Annotated in this window: 11 protein-coding genes; 6 read left to right on the plus strand and 5 right to left on the minus strand. The window is 72.0% G+C overall.

The window, feature by feature from the left end; genetic code table 11:
* Positions 1-473: 473 nt before the first annotated feature.
* From ABT053_RS18760 to ABT053_RS18770, 3 genes are all read right to left on the minus strand, one after another.
* The gene (locus ABT053_RS18760) at positions 474-2756 is read right to left on the minus strand and encodes a glycoside hydrolase family 3 protein (protein ID WP_350970353.1); all 2283 of its coding nucleotides are present in this window, start codon (positions 2754-2756) and stop codon (positions 474-476) included.
* A gap of 270 nt (positions 2757-3026) precedes the next feature.
* Entirely contained in the window at positions 3027-4604 is a 1578-nt protein-coding gene (locus tag ABT053_RS18765) for an MFS transporter (RefSeq protein WP_350970354.1), read from the minus strand.
* A 303-nt stretch (positions 4605-4907) separates the two neighbouring features.
* Positions 4908-8324 carry an AfsR/SARP family transcriptional regulator gene (locus ABT053_RS18770; RefSeq protein WP_350970355.1) on the minus strand — a complete coding sequence of 1139 codons (3417 nt, stop codon included), beginning with the start codon at positions 8322-8324 and terminating at the stop codon, positions 4908-4910.
* Positions 8325-8673: 349 nt separating this feature from the next.
* On the opposite strand from ABT053_RS18770, the gene ABT053_RS18775 reads away from it, so the two are divergent.
* On the plus strand, positions 8674-9000 hold the full coding sequence (locus ABT053_RS18775; RefSeq protein WP_350970356.1) for a carboxymuconolactone decarboxylase family protein: 327 nt from the start codon (positions 8674-8676) through the stop codon (positions 8998-9000).
* Between the two features lie 195 nt (positions 9001-9195).
* On the opposite strand, the gene ABT053_RS18780 is transcribed toward ABT053_RS18775, so the two are convergent.
* Positions 9196-10455, minus strand: coding sequence for a nucleotide sugar dehydrogenase (locus tag ABT053_RS18780; RefSeq protein ID WP_350970357.1), 1260 nt, complete (start codon positions 10453-10455; stop codon positions 9196-9198).
* A gap of 478 nt (positions 10456-10933) precedes the next feature.
* Between ABT053_RS18780 and rffA the strand changes: the two genes are divergently transcribed.
* On the plus strand, positions 10934-12109 hold the full coding sequence (rffA, locus tag ABT053_RS18785; protein ID WP_350970358.1) for a dTDP-4-amino-4,6-dideoxygalactose transaminase: 1176 nt from the start codon (positions 10934-10936) through the stop codon (positions 12107-12109).
* Positions 12091-13077 (plus strand): GNAT family N-acetyltransferase, encoded by a 987-nt coding sequence (locus tag ABT053_RS18790; protein WP_350970359.1) that lies wholly within the window; start codon positions 12091-12093, stop codon positions 13075-13077. The genes rffA and ABT053_RS18790 overlap by 19 nt, the downstream gene beginning before the upstream one ends.
* Here ABT053_RS18790 and ABT053_RS18795 read toward each other — a convergent pair.
* Entirely contained in the window at positions 13028-14095 is a 1068-nt protein-coding gene (locus tag ABT053_RS18795; protein ID WP_350970360.1) for a glycosyltransferase family 2 protein, read from the minus strand. The genes ABT053_RS18790 and ABT053_RS18795 overlap by 50 nt on opposite strands.
* Before the next feature lie 116 nt (positions 14096-14211).
* Here ABT053_RS18795 and ABT053_RS18800 point away from each other — a divergent pair, with 116 nt between their 5' ends.
* The 3 genes from ABT053_RS18800 to rfbB all read left to right on the plus strand — a co-directional run bounded on the left by ABT053_RS18800 (position 14212) and on the right by rfbB (position 16748).
* Positions 14212-14586 (plus strand): GtrA family protein, encoded by a 375-nt coding sequence (locus ABT053_RS18800; RefSeq protein ID WP_350970361.1) that lies wholly within the window; start codon positions 14212-14214, stop codon positions 14584-14586.
* Positions 14587-14706: 120 nt separating this feature from the next.
* The gene (locus tag ABT053_RS18805; protein WP_350970362.1) at positions 14707-15774 is read left to right on the plus strand and encodes a glucose-1-phosphate thymidylyltransferase; all 1068 of its coding nucleotides are present in this window, start codon (positions 14707-14709) and stop codon (positions 15772-15774) included.
* Positions 15771-16748: a dTDP-glucose 4,6-dehydratase gene (gene rfbB / locus ABT053_RS18810; RefSeq protein ID WP_350970363.1), complete on the plus strand. Its 978-nt coding sequence runs from the start codon at positions 15771-15773 to the stop codon at positions 16746-16748. Before ABT053_RS18805 ends, rfbB begins: the two co-directional genes overlap by 4 nt.
* The last annotated feature ends 139 nt before the right edge of the window (positions 16749-16887 follow it).

Below are 16887 nucleotides of genomic sequence, written 5' to 3' on the forward strand. Positions count from 1 at the left end.
GGGAACCCGGCTTCACTTGTTACACAGTGCCGCTGTTGGATTCCCGACGTCATTGAACCCTCGGCTTCCGCCGGAGAACAGAGGCCGACGAGCCTTCTTTCGCGTATTTCTTCCGGTAACGACACGCACGTCCCCAATGACGCTTCCAGTGACGGCACGCCCGTCCCCGGCCGCGCTTCGCCGGGGCGGCCCGTCGTGGCCGGCCGAAAGCGCGAGTAACCGGAAAAGCGAAGGGCCGGGAAAGCGAAGGACCGGGAAAACGAAACCCCGGAACACGAAGGGCCGGAGGGGGCACCCCCTCCGGCCATTGTCGTCCCGGAACTCCCGGAACTCCCAGAACTCCTCTGCCCTCTCGGACCCCTCGGACCCCTCGGACCCCTCGGACCCCTCGGACCCCTCGGACCCCTCGGCACCCTCGGACCCTGAAGACTCCGAAGAGTCCGAAGAGTCCGAAGGCCCCTCGGACTTCTAGGTCAGGTCCTCGCACTTCTTCGCGCCGGGGTCGTCGGCCGCCTGCGGCACCCAGCGGACGTCGGCGATCTCGGCGTGCGCCGCCTCGCCGCCGGGGCCGATCCCGATGCCGCCCCAGTTCTCGGGGAGCCGATGAAACTCCGGTACGGCGCGACGCCGGTCCGGTTGAAGATCTCCATCTCCTCGCTCGCCTCACCGCCGCCGCCCCGCTCGCCACAGCCGAACGGGGGCGCGGTCTCGTCGAGCGTCCCGACCGGCCCGCTCCGGCCGCCGCGCAGGCCGTACCCGAGCGGGAACAGCGGGTCGTAGCCCTCGGCGCCCGGGTTCAGCGGCGACTGGCAGGCGCTCCTCGGCCACGAGTACGGCAGCCTGCCCGTGTAGCCGTCGCGGTGCCCGCCCCGGACGAGCAGGTCGGCGACGCCGCCGCCCTCGGTGCCGGGCAGCCACGCGGCGACGAACGCGTCGGAGCGGTTGAGCTCCTTGTTGACCCAGAGCGGCCGGCCGCCGACGTAGACGGTGACGACGGGCGCGCCCCTGCCGGTGACCTTGTCGAGCACCGCGAGGTCACCCGGGTAGAGCTTGGCGGCCTCCAGCGTGCGCCGCGCGAGGTCGCCGACGCCCTCGGCGTACGGCGTCTCACCGATCACCGCGACGACCGCGTCGTACGCCGACGGGTCGACGCCGTCACCGGTCTCGCTGAAGGTGACGTCGGCCGCGCCGAGCGTCTCGCGCAGGCCGCCGAGGATCGTCGTGCCGCCGGGGAAGTCGGCGTTGACGTTGCCGGTGCCCTGCCAGGTGAGGGTCCACCCGCCGGTCTGGTTCCGCAGGCTGTCGGCGCTCTTGCCGACCACCAGGACCTTGGAGTCTGCGGCGAGCGGCAGCACCCCGCCGTTGTTCTTGAGCAGGACCTGCGACCTGCGCACCGCCTCCCTGGCGAGCCTCTTCGACTCCATCGCGCCGGCCGACCCGGCGAAGGCGCGCCTGGAGGGCCTGGGGCCGTCGAGCACCCCGGCGCGCAGCTTCACGCGCAGGATGCGCGTCACCGCGTCGTCGACGCGCGCCACCGGGATCGCGCCGCTCTCGACCTGGGCGATCGTGTTGGCGATGAACGCCTTCCAGTCGTCGGGCACCATCACCACGTCGATACCGGCGTTGATCGCCTGGGCGCAGCTCCCGTTGGCGCACCCGGCGACCTGGCCGATGCCGTTCCAGTCGGAGACGACGATGCCGTCGAAGCCCATCTTCCGCTTGAGGATCTCGTCGACGACCCGCCCGCTGCCGTGCAACTTGCCCTCGTCGATGCCGAGGCCGGCGTTCCTCCAGCTGTTGAACGAGACCATCACGCTCTGGGCCCCGGCCGCGAGGGCGCCGTAGTAGCCCTGGCCGTGCACGTTGATCATCTCGGCCTCGGACGCGGGGGTGACGCCCTGGTCCACGCCCTTGAGGGTGCCGCCGTCACCGACGAAGTGCTTCGCGGTGGCGATGACGCCGTCCTGGCCGATGCCGCGCGGGTGCCCGCCCTGCAGGCCCCTGACGGCCTCGTACCCGTACGCCCGGGTGATCCGGGGGTCCTCGGAGAAACCCTCGTACGTGCGGCCCCACCGGTCGTCGAGGGGGACGGCGACGGTGGGAGCGAACGCCCACTCCTGGCCGGTGGCGCGCATCTGCCGGGCGGTCGCCGCCCCGATGTCGCGTACGAGACACGGGTCCTGGGCGGCGCCCAGCCCGATGTTGTGCGGGAAGACCGTCGCGCCGTGGACGTTGTTGTTGCCGTGGACGGCGTCGATGCCCCAGATGACGGGGATCTTCGCGCGGGTGGCGACGGAGGCGTTCCAGTAGGCGTCGGCGAGGTCGAGCCAGGCCTTCCGCGGGGCGTGCTTGTCCCGGCCCGGCCAGGAGCCGCCCCCGCTGAGCACCGAGCCGATGAAGTACCGCCCGACCTCGGCGGGGGTGATCGCGGCGATCTCCGGCTGGGTCATCTGGCCGACCTTCTCGGCGAGCGTCATGCCCGCGAGGATCCTCGCCACCCGCTTCTCGCCGGACCGGTCCTTCTCGATCCCGCTCCTGACCTCGGGCCACTCGGAGAGGGCGGGCGGTTTCCCCTCGATGCGGGCGCAGCCTCGGGAGTCCAGGGCGGGATTGCCGACCACCGGCCGCCGGCCGCCCGCCGAGGTCTCGGCACCCACGCCCGGCACTCCGGCGCTCCCACCTGACAGGAGGGCGAGACTCGCCAGCACCGCGAGTCCGCTCCGGAGGGCGCCCGGCCGGACGAAGGGTCTGGTCATCGAGGATCCGTTCTCCAGGCACCGCGACGGGCGTGGCGGGTCCCCCCGAGACCGCGCTGCGCAGATCCTGACGCTGCGACACGGCCGAGTCAATACTCGCGCGAGAGCGCTCTCTTGGGTGGATACGCGGCCTGTAGGTGGATCATGGCTCTCCGGCCACTTCCACCAGGGACATCCCCCACATCTGTGCCGTTGGCGCGACATTTGTGTGAGAGCGCTCTCAGCACCTCTTCCCCTCCTGGCTGCGAGGCGATTCCGGACGGCCGGAGGTCAGGAGGCGGGGGCACCCTCGCCGGGGGCCGGACTCCGGTGCGGCTCGGCGAGGAGTTCCTCGGGGATCACGTCGGGAACGCCGCGCAGGCTGACGAGCGAGACCGCCGCGAGGACGGCGATCGTCACCGCGGCGGTGATCGCGGTCACCTCGACCCCGGTGACGAAGGCCGTCCTCGCGGCCTCGGCGACGGCCTCCCCCAGCTGTCCGGGAAGCGTCGCGGCGGCCTCCAGGGCGGTGGGCAGCGACTCCCCGACGGGAACGGCCACCTCACCGGGCAGCCCGGCGGGAAGCCGGAGCTCGCCCCGGTAGACGCCGGTGAGGACGCTGCCCAGGACGGCGATGCCCAGCGCGCCGCCCAGCTCGAAGGAGGTCTCGGAGATCGCCGCGGCCGCTCCGGCCCGTTCCCTGGGCACGCTCGCGAGCACGGTGTCGTTGGTGACGGTGAACGTCAGCCCGATGCCCACCCCGCAGACGATCATCGGGGCGAGGAAGTAGAGGTAGGGGGTGTCGAGGGCGATCTGGCTGTAGCAGGCGAAGGCCGCGGCGGCGAGCGCCAGGCCGAGCGCCACCACCCTGGCCCGGCCCCAGCGGGTGATCAGCCCCGCCGCCAGCACCCCGCCGACCGCCGCCGACATGCCCCCGGGCAGTCCCGCGAGACCGGCCCGCAGGGGCGACCAGCCCAGCACGAGCTGGAAGTACCAGGCGAAGATCAGCGAGAGCGCGGACATGCCGAAGATGGCGACGAGGTTCGCGCCGACCGAGGCGGTGAAGGCCCGGCGCCCGAAGAGACGGACGTCGATCAGCGGTTCGGCGAGCCGGGTCTGCCGCCGGGCGAACAGCGCCAGCGCGGCGATCCCGACGACCCCGGGCACCAGGACACCGCCGGTGACGAGGCCGTGCACGGCAGCCTCCTTTACAGCGTAGATCACACCAATCACCCCGATAACGGACAGCGGCACGCTCACGAGGTCCACCCGCCCGGCGGCGGGGTTGCGCGACTCCGGGAGCACGACGAGGCCCACGAGCAGGATGAGCAGCATCACCGGCAGGTTGATCAGGAACACCGACCCCCACCAGAAACGGCCGAGCAGCAGGCCGCCCACGACCGGTCCCAGCGCGAACCCCGCCGCGCCCATCCCGCTCCACAGGCCGACCGCCGTGGTCCGCTCCTTGGGGTCGGTGAAGACGTTGCGGATGATCGACAGCGTCGAGGGCATGATCGTGGCGCCCGCCACCCCGAGCAGCACGCGGGCGGCGATGAGCAGCTCGGGAGTGGGAGCGTAGGCGGTCACCGCCGAGGCCGCGCCGAAGGCCACGGCACCGACGAGGAGCAGCCGCTTGCGGCCGATCCGGTCGCCGACGTTGCCCATCGTGATCAGCAGCCCGGCGAGCGCGAAGCCGTACGCGTCGCCGATCCACAGAATCTGGGTCGACGAGGGCCGCAGGTCCGCGACCAGCTGGGGAAGGGCGAGGTGCAGGACGGTGACGTCGACGGACAGGAGCAGCGCCGCCAGGCAGGCGACGGCGAGGGTCGCCCACCTGCGGCGACTCGTGATCGGGGAAAGATCGTTCATGCCCGCCATCGTGAACGGCGGCGCTGACGGCCCACGCACCTCCCGCTGACGCGCGTCGCGACGCGGGCGTGCGTCCGCGTGCCTCCACTCCGGCCATCCGGCCCGGACCAGGCCGGACCGTCAGATCCACAAGGCCTCGTCAGGGTCGTCGGGGCCCGGGGTCATCGGGGTCGTCGGGTCCGGGGTCATCGGGGCCCGGGGTCGTGGGGACCCGGGGTCGTCGGCGTCGTCAGCCCTGTCGGGGCCTCGATGCCATCCGGGCCGCCGGGGTCGCGGGGCCGCCGACGTCACGAGGTCACGAGGTCACGAGGTGAGCATCGCGAGGACCTCGCCCCGTGACATCCGGTTGCCCGCGTGCCATTCCTTCTCGTACGCGGCGTCGCCGGTCCGGGCGCGGACGGCCGCCGTCACGTCGGCGTCGGGGGCCGCCGCCGCGGTGCCGCCGAAAGCCGTGGCCGCGCCCAGCAGCCGGGCCGCGCCCTCGGCGTCGCCCTCCAGCAGCGTGACCTCCGCCAGGCCCTCGATCACCGAGGCCGCCACCGACGAGTAACGCCGCAGCGACGGTTCCAGCGCCCTGAGGTACCAGGTCCTCGCTCCGGGGCCGTCTCCGCCGGACACGGCGATCCGGCCCAGCTCGACGGTGATGCGCAAGCGGATCTCCGCGATGGTGTACCACCCCTGCGTGCACAGTTCCAGGGCTCTGAGGGCGATGGCGCGCGCCTCGTCCAGGTCCCCGCGGAGCCTGGCGACCTCGGCGAGGCCGCAGTGGACCTTGGCCATCACGTCGGGGGCACCCGCCCGGCGGGCGTGACCGGCCGCGCGGAGGTACTCGGCGTGGGCGGTCGCGAGGTCGCCGTCGCGTACGATCCCCGCGGCCTCGCGGCAGACGAGCTCCGCGATGTCCTCGTCCGACCCGAGCTCCTCCGCCAGGCGAAGCGCCTCGCCGCCCAGCGCGCGCGACGCGGCCCTGTCCCGCCGCAGGTCGGCGAGCCCGGCCAGCTCGGCCAGGGTGAGCGCGCTCCCCCAGCGCTCCCCGATGGAACGGAACAGCTCCAGCGCCTTCTCGAAGGCGTGCGCGGCGCTCTCGGGGTGACCGCCGTCCCGGTAGAAGTAGCCGTAACCGAAGTGGGACAGCGCCTGAAGCCACGGATCGGCGATGGCGGGCACCGGAAGTTTCGGCAGGAAGTCGGGCGGGCCGGTGAACATCGGCCACAGCATGGCCAGGAACGGCCACCGGTACGGCCGGTCGAGCGGCGGGATGATCGAGACGATGGTCTTCATCAGGGTGGGATGCCGGGGCGACCGCGACTCGCCGGAGGAGGACACGAGCACGCATATCGCGTACTCCTCCTCCATCCCCTCGACCGGCGCGAGTGCCCTCATCCTTTCAAAGGGCCCCGGCACGGAGCCGGCCGTGCTTCCCACCGGCAGGTATCCGGCCGGTCCCTCGGCCGGTGTGAGTTCCGTTCCCTCGACGGAGCCGGCCGCGCTCTCCGCCGGCATGTATCCGGCGGTTGTGAGTTCCGTCCCCTCCACGGAGCCGGGCGCGCTCTCTCCCGGCATGTGTCCGGCCGGTGCAGGTCCCGTCCCCTCCACAGAGCCGGCCGCGTTCGCCGTCGGCAGGTGCCCGATCGCGGCGAGCAGGTCGGCGGCGAGGGCCGCGCCCTCCGAGCGGCGGCCCCGCAGCCACCAGTACATGGCGAGCCCGGCGAGCAGCCGCAGCCCCCGCGCGATCCTTCCGGTGTCGACGGCCCAGCGCAGCGCGGCGTGCAGGTCGTCGCGCTCCTCGTCCAGCCGCCGCAGCCACTCCAGCTGCCCGGCGTCGCGCAGGTGGGAGTCCGCCGTGGCCGCCAGGTCCGCGTAGTACGCGGCGTGCGCCTCGCGGCGCGCCTCGGTCTCGCCGGTCTCGGCCAGCCGTTCCGCGCAGTACGCGCGGATGGTCTCCAGCATCCGGTAGCGCTCGCCCACCCGCTCGACGAGCGACTTCTCCGCCAGGGAGCTCAGCAGGTCCACGGCCTCGTCCTCGCGCAGCCCGCACACCCGTCCGGCCGCCTCCAGCGTCGCGCCGCCCACGAAGACGGTGAGCCGCCCGGCCAGCGACCGCTCGTCGTCGTCGAGCAGGTCCCAGCTCCAGGCGACCACGGCGCGCAGCGTCTGGTGCCGGGGCAGCGCGGTGCGGCTGCCGCGCGACAGCAGCCGGAACCGGTCGTCCAGCCGGGAGGCCACCTCCGCCACCGGCAGGGACCGCAGGCGCGCCGCGGCCAGCTCCAGCGCGAGCGGCAGGCCGTCCAAGGCGTGGCAGATGCCCAGCACCTGTTCGACGTTGGCGTCGTCGACGCGGAAACCGGGGCGTACGGCCGCCGCCCTGTCGGCGAAGAGGCGCACGGCCGGGTAGGTCAGGGCCTCTCCCGCGGCGGTGCCCGTCCTCGGCACCGGCAGCGGCGCGACCGGGTGGAGCACCTCACCGGTGATGCCGAGCGCCTCCCTGCTGGTGACCAGGACGCGCAGGCCCGGACAGACGGCGAGCAGGCGGTCGGCGAGCTCGGCGACCTCCGCGACCAGGTGCTCGCAGTTGTCCAGGACGAGCAGCACGGGCCGGTCGGCCAGCACGGCGACCAGCCTGTCCAGGGGCGCGGGCACCGGGCGTCCGCGGGCGGGGAGCAGACCGGCGTCGCGGGCGCCCAGCGCGCCGAGGACGGCCTGGGCCGCCTCCCCCTCACCAAGGACGGGGGCGAGTTCCACGAAGCACACGTCGCCCCGCTCCCTCGCGGCGACCTCACCGGCCAGCCGGGTCTTGCCCGCGCCGCCGGGACCGACCAGGGTGACCAGTCTCGCCTCGCCGAGCAGCGCGCGGAGCCTGGACATCTCGCTCTCCCTGCCGACGAAACTGGTCAGCGGGGCCCACAGTCCCGACCTGACCGGTCCGGGCCCGGCACCGTCGGCCGCGACGCCGGTGGAGGCGCCGGTGAGGGCTCCGGTGAGGGCGGGGTCGGCCCTGAGCACCGCCAGGTGCACGGCGGCCAGTTCCGCCGACGGGTCCACGCCGAACTCCTCGCCGAGGATCCGCCGGGCCCCCTCGTACACCTCCAGGGCCTCGGCCTGCCTGCCCGAGCCGTACAGGGCGCGCATCAGCTGCCCGTACAGCCGCTCCCTGAAGGGGTGGGCCGCGGTCAGCTCCTGCAGCTCGGCGACGAGCTCGCGGTGGCGGCCCAGCTCCAGCTCCGCCTGGACGCGGTCCTCCACGCAGTCGAGCCTGAGCCTCTCCAGCCTGGCCGAGGGCGCCTGGGCGAACGGCGCCTCCGCCACGTCGGCGAGCGCGGGCCCGCGCCACAGGGAGAGGGCCTCGCCCAGCAGCTCGACGGCCCGGCCGTGCTCCCCGGAGGCCACGGCCCGGCGGCCCTCGGCGGCGAGCCGTTCGAAGCGGTGGGCGTCGACGGTGCCGGGATCGGCCGCGAGGCGGTACCCCGCCGGGTGGAACTCGACCATCTCCTGGACGCCGAGCGCCCTGCGCAGCCGCGAGACCTGGGACTGCAGGGCGTTGGCGGCGCTCGCGGGGGGATCGTCGCCGTACAGGCCGCCGATCAGCCGCTCGGTGATCACCACCCTCCCCGCGTCGAGGAGGAGCATCACGAGCAGCGCGCGCATTCCCTGCCCGCCCACGACGACCACGCGCCCGCCGTCGAGCCGGATCCGGGTGGGACCGAGGATGTCGAACCGCATAGCCCGATTATCGTGGCTTCCCGCTTCCGGCCCCCCGCCTCCCGCTCGCGGCCCCCCGCCTCCCGCTCGTCGCCTCCCGCTCGTCGCCTCCCGCTCGTCGCCTCCCGCTCGCCGCTTCTCGCTCGCTGCTTCTTGCTCACCGTCGCCGTCCGTCGCCGATCACCGCCGATCGGGGTCCGCGCGTGTAACGCGGGATGATCTCTGGTACGACATATATCTATATGTCAGGACTTTAGGGAAAAAAGATCTTTCCCTGGCGCCGGAAGGGGCGGGGGCAGGCGGGGTAGGGACTCCACTGGCCGTCCCCGCCAGGGAACGGCTGCCGGGGGGCTCCACACGGAGGTGTTCGATGAAACAGGTCTACGGCTGGGACCAGGGCGAGAACGAGCCCGGGGACCTCTTCGGGGCGACCGTCGAGAACCTGTTCGCCGAGGTGTGGTCCAGGGAGGGGATCTCGAACCGCGACCGGCGCGTGCTGCTGGTCGGCCTGCTCCTCGGACAGGGCATGCACGAGGAGCTCGGCCTCCAGCTGGACGCGGCGCTGCGGACCGGCGACCTCACCCCCGACGAGCTCCGCGAGATCGTCGTCTTCCTCACCCACTACGCCGGATGGCCCCGGGGCGCCAGGATCAACGGCCAGGTCGAGGAACTGATCGCCCGCGTCATGAGGTCCTGACACCCCACGCGACCGGCCGATCGTCCGCCTTCGAAGTCGTGACGTCCCACACGACCGGCCTACCGCCTGCCTCCGAGGTCCTGACGCCCCACGCGACGGCCGTCCACCTTCGAGGACGCCCCACGCGACCGGCCTACCGTCCGCCTTCGAGGTCGTGGCGTCCCGCGTACACAGCCGGGCGATCGTGATGTGGGGTCAGAGTCTCTCGACGTTGGGGCCCCGGCAGCGGTTCCTGGTGTCGAAGACGAGGGCGCTCGCCCGCTGGACCAGCTCGTAGTCGAAGCAGTCGTGGTCGGCGAGGACCACCACCACGTCCGCCGCCGCCAGCTCCCGTTCCGAGAAGGTGACGACCTCGACGCCCTGCGGCAGCAGGAAGCAGTCCACGTGCGGGTCGGCGGCCCGTACGTCCGCGCCCAGCTTGCGAAGGCCCCTGACCACGTCGATCGCGGGTGACTCGCGGCAGTCTCCGGCGTTCTTCTTGTACGCGAGGCCGAGCGCGAGCACCCGGCTGCCGTTGACCGGCTTGCGCAGCCGGTTCAGCGCGAGACCGACCCGGTGCACGACGTGGTCCGGCATGTGGTCGTTGATGTCGTTGGCCAGCTCCACGAACTGGAAGTTGTGCCCCAGGCTGCGCTTGACCTTCCACGACAGGTACGACGGGTCGATCGGCAGGCAGTGCCCGCCGACGCCGGGCCCCGGGGTGAAGCGCATGTAGCCGAACGGCTTGGTGGAGGCGGCGTCGATGGCCTCCCAGACGTCGATGCCGAGCTGCTGCGCGAAGATCGACAGCTCGTTCACCAGGGCGATGTTGACGTGCCTGAAGGTGTTCTCCAGGAGCTTGCACAGCTCGGCCACCCTCGGCGAGGAGACGGGCACGACCTCGTCCACGATCCGCGCGTAGAAGGCCCGGATCCGCTCCAGGGACGCCCCGTCGACGCCGGAGACCACCTTGGGGGTGTTCTCCAGGCGCCAGCGCCCGTTGCCCGGGTCGATCCGCTCCGGGCTGTAGCCGAGGTGGAAGTCCCTCGGCGCGCACAGCCCTGACCCCTCCTCCAGCAGGGGCTGCAGGTATTCCTCCGTGGTCCCCGGATAGGTGGTGGACTCCAGCACCACCGCGGCGCCCCGTCGCAGCATGGGAGCGAGCGACTCCCCCGCCGCGCCGATGTGGCGCAGGTCGGGAACGCCCTCGCGGAGCGGGGTCGGCACGGTCACCACGCAGACGTCGAACCCCTCGGCGGCGGCGTAGTCGGCGGCGGCCAGATAGCGGCCGGTGCGGTGGGCGGCGGCCAGCGTCTCGTCGCCGACGTCCTCGACGTAGGACTCTGCGGCGTCGAGCCGCTTGATCCTGCGGCGGTCGACGTCGACGCCCACCACGTCGAACCCCGCCGCGACGGCCCGCATCGCCAGGGGCAGGCCGACGTACCCCTGACCGACCACGACCAGTTTCTCTCCCACGGCAGGACCTCCACCACCTCGGAAAAAAAGAGAATACGACCCGACTTTAGGAGAAGGTAGTATCGCCAGGCCGATTCAACGACAATCCGGGTGTGTCGCGAACCGGTTTCCCCGAAACGAGACGCCCGCGACCAGCGTCATTCAAAGCGTAATATCCAGTAACATCTCCAAGCAAAGAGGAAAATACCTCATATTTCTAATACTTAAATCGTCTTCCCAGCTCAGGGCGCCCTCCGGAGCGCATCCGGCCATCGAACGGAAGAGGCCCGTCCGCCCGCATGTCGGTCCGCGCGAGCGGTAAGGATCATCAGTAACATTCATCCGTGCATTCGACCTGCGGCATCGATGCCGAACCAGAGAAGAGGGTCGGTTGATGGCGGGCGGCACGCGTCCTCGCGTCCTTCCGCGAAATCCCGTCCCCGCCCCGCCCCCGGCTCCTCCCGGCACCCCCGCGGACGCCCTGGAGACCTTGGACACCTTGGACGCCTTGGACGCCCCGGCGAGGATCCCCTTCAACAGGACGCATCTGTCCGCGAACGAGCTCGACTACCTCGCGGAGGCCGTGCGCCGGGGGTCCACCTCCGGGGACGGGCCGTTCACCAGGCGGGCGGCCGGGCTGCTCAAGGAGATGACCGGGGCCGGGCAGGTCCTGCTGACCACCTCCTGCACGCACGCCCTGGAGATGTCGGCGATCCTGCTCGACCTCCGGCCCGGCGACGAGGTGATCATGCCGTCGTTCACCTTCGTCTCGACGGCGAACGCCTACGCCCTGCGCGGCGCGGTGCCGGTCTTCGTCGACTGCAGGCCCGACACCCTCAACATGGACGAACGGCTGATCGAGGCCGCGATCACCGCCCGTACGCGGGCCGTGGTGGTCGTCCACTACGCCGGGGTCGCGTGCGCGATGGAGGAGATCGGCGAGATCTGCGACCGGTACGGCCTCCCCCTCGTCGAGGACAACGCCCACGGGCTGGGAGGCTCCTACCGGGGGCGTCCGCTGGGGGCGTTCGGCGGCCTGGCCGCGCAGAGCTTCCACGAGACCAAGAACGTGCAGTGCGGGGAGGGCGGCGCGCTGCTGCTCAACGACGCCGCCCTGATGGCGCGCGCCGAGGTCGTCAGGGAGAAGGGCACCGACCGCAGCCGCTTCTTCCGCGGCCAGGTGGACAAGTACCGGTGGGTCGACATCGGCTCCAGCTACCTGCTGTCGGACATCCTCGCCTCGCAGCTCACCTCCCAGCTGGAGTCGTTCGCCGAGACCCAGGCCCGGCGCCTCGCCGTCTGGCGGAGCTACCACGAGGGCCTGGCCGGGTGGGCTGCCGCGAACGGCGTCTCGCTGCCGACGGTCCCCGACGGGTGCGAGCACCCCGCGCACCTGTACTACCTGCTGCTCCCCGACCTGGAGAGCCGCCGCGCCCTCATCGCCCACCTCGGCGACAGGGGGGTGCAGGCGACGTTCCACTACCAGCCCCTGCACGCCGCCCCGGCCGGGCTGCGGTACGGCCGGGTGGCCCCGGGCGGGTGCCCGGTCACCGAGAGCGTCGCCGACCGCCTGGTGCGGCTGCCGCTCTTCGCCGACCTGGGCGCGTCCGGCGTGACGCGCGTGATCGACGCCGTCCTGAGCCACGAGGTGAACCGATGTCCTGGCGGGAGGTGACGGGGAGCGGGGTCCCGCGCATCGCGGAGTCCCCGCTCGACTCGGCCAGGTTCGGCCGTCCGGTGGAACGCCTCACCGTCCCGGCGGGGGCCGGGTCGCCGTTCCCCGCGGTCCGCGAGGCCGTCCTGGGGTCGCGGGCGGACGTCGTCGTGCTCCGCTACCCGGCCGAGCACGTCGGCTGGTTCGCCGAGCTGACCGCGCTCGGCCGCACCGCCGTGTTCGCGGACTCGCTGGCGTACTGGCGCCTGCGCGCGGGCCGCGGGCGCGCGCCGGAGCCGCCGGGGGACCTCCAGCCGACGCAGCGGGTCACCCCGGCGGCGGTACGCGAGTCGATCTCCGACATCTTCGCCGCCTACCGGAACCACTACGTGGCCAACCCGCTGTTCGGCACCGCCGAGGCGCTGGCGGGCTACCGGGAGTGGGCGCTGCGGTCGGCCTCGGAGGGAGGGTGCGTGGCACTGCTGAAGTGGAACCCGCCTGCCCGCTCCGGCTCCGACTCCAGCTCCGCCCCCGGTCCCGACTCCGGCTCTCGCTCCGATTCAGCCCCCGACCCCGACTCCGGTTACGGTTCCGCCGCGCCTCTGGAAACGCTCTCGCGCACCGCACCCGCGGAAGAGCTTCCGTCCGCCGCGTTTTCGCCTGCCACGTCCCCGGAAGGCGGTCCTCACCCCGCCACGGCCGGGGACGGGATCCTCGCGCTGGCCACGCTCGCGGACGACGACGAGCGGACGGAGATCCTGCTCGCCGGTGTGGCCTCCAGGGCCCGGGGGCGCGGCCTGTACGCCCACCTGCTCGCGGCCGTGGAGGGACGCGCCCTGGCGCGCGGCGCGCGGGAGGTCGTCATCTCCACCCAGGGGCACAACACCGGCGTGCAGCGGGCCTGGGCGAGGTACGGGTTCGAGCCCGCCCTCACCTTCCTCACCGTTCACCTGGTCCGGAGCCGGCTGCTGCGTGGACGGCGACGGTAGTGCCGCCCGGCTGCCGGGGCACCCCCGGGGCGGCCGGGGACCCGGTGCGCTCGCACACGACGTAGGCGGGCCGCCCCATGCCGTTGCCGTGGACGCGCCCGACGTACTCGCCGAGCACGCCGACGGACAGCAGCTGGGCGGACGAGAAGATCGCGATCATCGACGCGATGGTGGTGAACCCGGCCACCGTGGTGTCGCCCGCGGCGAAGCGCCACAGGACGGCGCAGCCCAGCAGGAGGCCGACGACACCGGTGAGGAACCCGAGATAGCTGGCCGCGCGGAGCGGGGCCGTGCTGTAGCCGAAAAGCATGTTCGCCGCGTGCCGCAGCAACAGGCCCGGCGTGTAGTTCGAACGCCCGTGGTCGCGCTCGTCCATGTCCACCGGGACCGACCCCACCCGGGTGGTCACCCACGACAGGGCCACGTCGACGCAGGTGTGCGGGCCGGACAGTCCCTGGAAGCCGTCGCGCAGGCGCGTACGGAAGGCGCGGAAGGCGCTGATCGTCCGCGCGGCGCGGATGCCCAGCCCACCGGCCATCGCGGCCTTGACCGACCGGGAGGCGAGGCTGCGGACCAGCCCGTGCTCCTCGCGGCGCGGGACGCCGTACACGAGGTCGAGGCGGTCGCCCTCCAGGGCGGCCAGCAGGAGGGGGATCTGCTCCGGCGGGTGCTGCAGGTCGTCGTCCATGGTGACGACGACCTCGAACTCCGCCTCCCTGATCCCGGCGACCAGCGCGTTGTGCTGGCCGTAGTTGCGGGACAGGCGCAGGGCGCGCACGCCGTCGACGCGCCGCGCGAGCTCGGCGGCCGTCCTCCAGGTGTCGTCCGGGCTCCCGTCGACGACGAGGATCACCTCGTGGGGGACGGACAGCTCGCGGAGGACCGCCGTGAGCCTGGTCACCAGCACCGGAAGGGTCCGCGCGGAGCGGTAACACGGAATGACCACCGACACGGACATCAGTCCCCCGAATTGTTTCCCGCCGCGGGATAAAATCCATTTGATCATCGCGCGACGCATTCCGAAAAAGGCCCGGCATGGTGTACGTCAGAAATCGGAACAATCACCGGAAGCACACACATGACCGGCGGCGAGGTTTTATCCCCGCTCTTGGGGGACAGCGCATCACATACCTGGTGGCGAGCGCCACGACGGCCCTGCTCTATTGCTCTCTCCTGGGCCTGGGATTGCTCGCCGCCAACGATGCGGTCCCGTACCTTCTGCTCGCCATGGCGGCCCATCTGACGACCGTGGTGATCGTCTACCCCTGGTACAGGCTGGTGGTCTTCCGGGCGCGCGGCCGGTCGTGGCTCGCCGGTTACCTGCGGTTCTACGCGGTCGGGCTCGGGTTCCTCGCGACCTCGCTCGCCGGGCTCCCGGTGCTGGTGGAGCTGTTCGGCCTTCCCGTCATGGCGGCTCAGGCGCTGCTGCTGGCCGTCAGCCCGGCGGTCAGCTACGCGATACACCGGGCCTGGACGTTCCGGGAGAACACGAACGCCCGGCCCCGGTAACGCCTTTTCCATTTCCCCGCCAAAACGATGGCGGCGAACGGCGGCCGGCCGGGTCTCCCCATAGCTTTCAACGGACGACCGGCCGCCGTGACCACGCGTTCCTCGTGGAGGGATAGAGCGATGAAGGCACTTGTTCTGGCGGGTGGTAAAGGGACGAGGCTGCGCCCGCTCACCCACACGTCCGCGAAACAGCTCGTCCCCGTCGCCAACAAACCGGTCCTCTACTACGGGCTGGAGGCGATCAGGGACGCGGGGATCACGAGTGTCGGCGTCATCGTCGGCGACACGGGCCCCGAGGTCCGGGCGGCCGTCGGCGACGGTTCGCGGTTCGGCCTCGACGTCACCTACATCCGGCAGGAGGCCCCGCTCGGCCTGGCCCACTGCGTGCTGATCGCCCGCGAGTTCCTGGGCGACGAGCCGTTCGTGATGTACCTGGGCGACAACTTCCTGCTGGGCGGCATCGCCGACCTGGTGAACGCTTTCCACGGGGCCGGTCACGACGCGCAGATCCTGCTCACGAAGGTCGCCGAACCCCAGTTCTACGGGGTCGCCGAGCTGGGACCCGACGGGGAGATCGTCGGACTGGAGGAGAAGCCGCGGAACCCGCGCAGCGACCTCGCGATCGTCGGCGTCTACACCTTCTCCCCCGTCGTCCACGAGGCGGTCCGGTCGATCATGCCCTCCGCCCGCGGCGAGCTGGAGATCACCGACGCGATCACCTGGCTCATCCGCAACGGCCACCGGGTGCACTCGCATCTGGTCACCGGCTACTGGAGGGACACCGGACGGCTGCAGGATATGCTGGAATGCAACCGTATGGTCCTGGAGGCGCTTGAGCCCGACGTCAGGGGGACGGTGGACACGCACTCCGAGATAACCGGGCGCGTCGACCTCGGGCCGGGCGCGACCGTCGAGCGGTCGGTGATCCGGGGCCCGGCCATCATCGGCGCCGGCACCAGGATCGACGGCTCGTACATCGGCCCCTACACCTCGATCGGCGAGGGGTGCGTGCTGGAGGAGGCCGGGGTCGAGTACAGCATCGTCCTCGGCGACTCCGCCATCAGAGGTGTCTCCGGGCTCACGTACTCCCTGATCGGCCGGAACGTGGAGGTGACGAGGGCCGTGGGACTGCCCAACACGCATCAGCTCATGATCGGTGACCACAGCAGGGTCCAGGTGCGCGCATGAGGGTCCTGGTCGCCGGCGGCGCCGGCTTCATCGGTTCCCACTACGCGCGCTCGCTGCTGTCCGGGCTCTACCCCGGATGGGAGGACGCCCGCGTGACGGTGCTCGACAAGCTCACCTACGCGGGCAACATCGCCAACCTCGGCCCGGTCTCCGGCCATCCCCGGCACACCTTCGTCAGGGGCGACATCACCGACGCCCGGCTCCTCGCCGACCTGCTGCCGGGCCACGACGTCGTGGTGAACTTCGCCGCCGAGACGCACGTCGACCGCTCGATCACCGGCCCCGGGGACTTCGTCCTCACGAACGTGCACGGCACGCAGTGCCTGCTCCAGGCGGCGCTGGAGGCCGGTGTGCGCACGGTCGTGCAGGTGTCGACGGACGAGGTGTACGGGTCCATCGAGACGGGCTCGTGGGACGAGTCGCGTCCGCTGCTGCCCAACTCACCCTATTCTGCGGCCAAGGCGGGATCCGACCTGCTGTGCCGGGCCTACCACCAGACCTACGGGCTCGACGTGCGGGTCACCCGCTGCGCCAACAACTACGGCCCGTACCAGCACCCCGAGAAGATCATCCCGCTCTTCGTCACCAACCTGATCGACGGGCGCCGCGTCCCCCTGTACGGGGACGGCGAGCACGTCCGCGAGTGGCTGCACGTCGACGACCACTGCGCGGCCATCCAGCTCGTACTGGACAAGGGGCGGCCCGGCGAGGTCTACAACATCGGCGGCGGGGCCGAGCTGACCAACCGGGAGCTCACCGGACGGCTGCTGGCGGCCTTCGGCGCGGGCTGGGACATGGTGGAGACCGTGCCGGACAGACTGGGGCACGACCGGCGCTACTCGGTGGACAGCGGCAAGATCCGCGCGATCGGGTACGAACCCCGGGTGGGCTTCGACGAGGGGCTGGAGGGCGTCGTGCGCTGGTACCGCGACCACGAGAGCTGGTGGCGCCCCGTGAGACGCACCGGCCGCTGACCGTGGTCCGGGACGCCCGCCGCGCGGCGGGCGTCCCGGACCCGGGAGCGTTTCCCATCCGCCAAGCTCCCCGAAGCCACGAAACGTCCCCCCGTCCACGAGCGCACGGACACGCACGAGCGTTCACACGCACGCGGGC

Source organism: Streptosporangium sp. NPDC002524 (assembly GCF_040295985.1).
Classification (GTDB): Bacteria; Actinomycetota; Actinomycetes; order Streptosporangiales; family Streptosporangiaceae; genus Streptosporangium.

What these genes read in the sequence shown, in the direction of transcription:
- ABT053_RS18770 (WP_350970355.1), bottom strand. Translation starts at nt 8,324, where the DNA reads ATGCGGTTCGACATCCTCGGTCCCACCCGGATCCGGCTCGACGGCGGG.
- ABT053_RS18760 (WP_350970353.1), bottom strand. Translation starts at nt 2,756, where the DNA reads ATGACCAGACCCTTCGTCCGGCCGGGCGCCCTCCGGAGCGGACTCGCG.
- ABT053_RS18795 (WP_350970360.1), bottom strand. Translation starts at nt 14,095, where the DNA reads ATGCGTCGCGCGATGATCAAATGGATTTTATCCCGCGGCGGGAAACAA.
- ABT053_RS18765 (WP_350970354.1), bottom strand. Translation starts at nt 4,604, where the DNA reads ATGAACGATCTTTCCCCGATCACGAGTCGCCGCAGGTGGGCGACCCTC.
- ABT053_RS18805 (WP_350970362.1), top strand. Translation starts at nt 14,707, where the DNA reads ATGAAGGCACTTGTTCTGGCGGGTGGTAAAGGGACGAGGCTGCGCCCG.
- ABT053_RS18790 (WP_350970359.1), top strand. Translation starts at nt 12,091, where the DNA reads ATGTCCTGGCGGGAGGTGACGGGGAGCGGGGTCCCGCGCATCGCGGAG.
- ABT053_RS18775 (WP_350970356.1), top strand. Translation starts at nt 8,674, where the DNA reads ATGAAACAGGTCTACGGCTGGGACCAGGGCGAGAACGAGCCCGGGGAC.
- rfbB (WP_350970363.1), top strand. Translation starts at nt 15,771, where the DNA reads ATGAGGGTCCTGGTCGCCGGCGGCGCCGGCTTCATCGGTTCCCACTAC.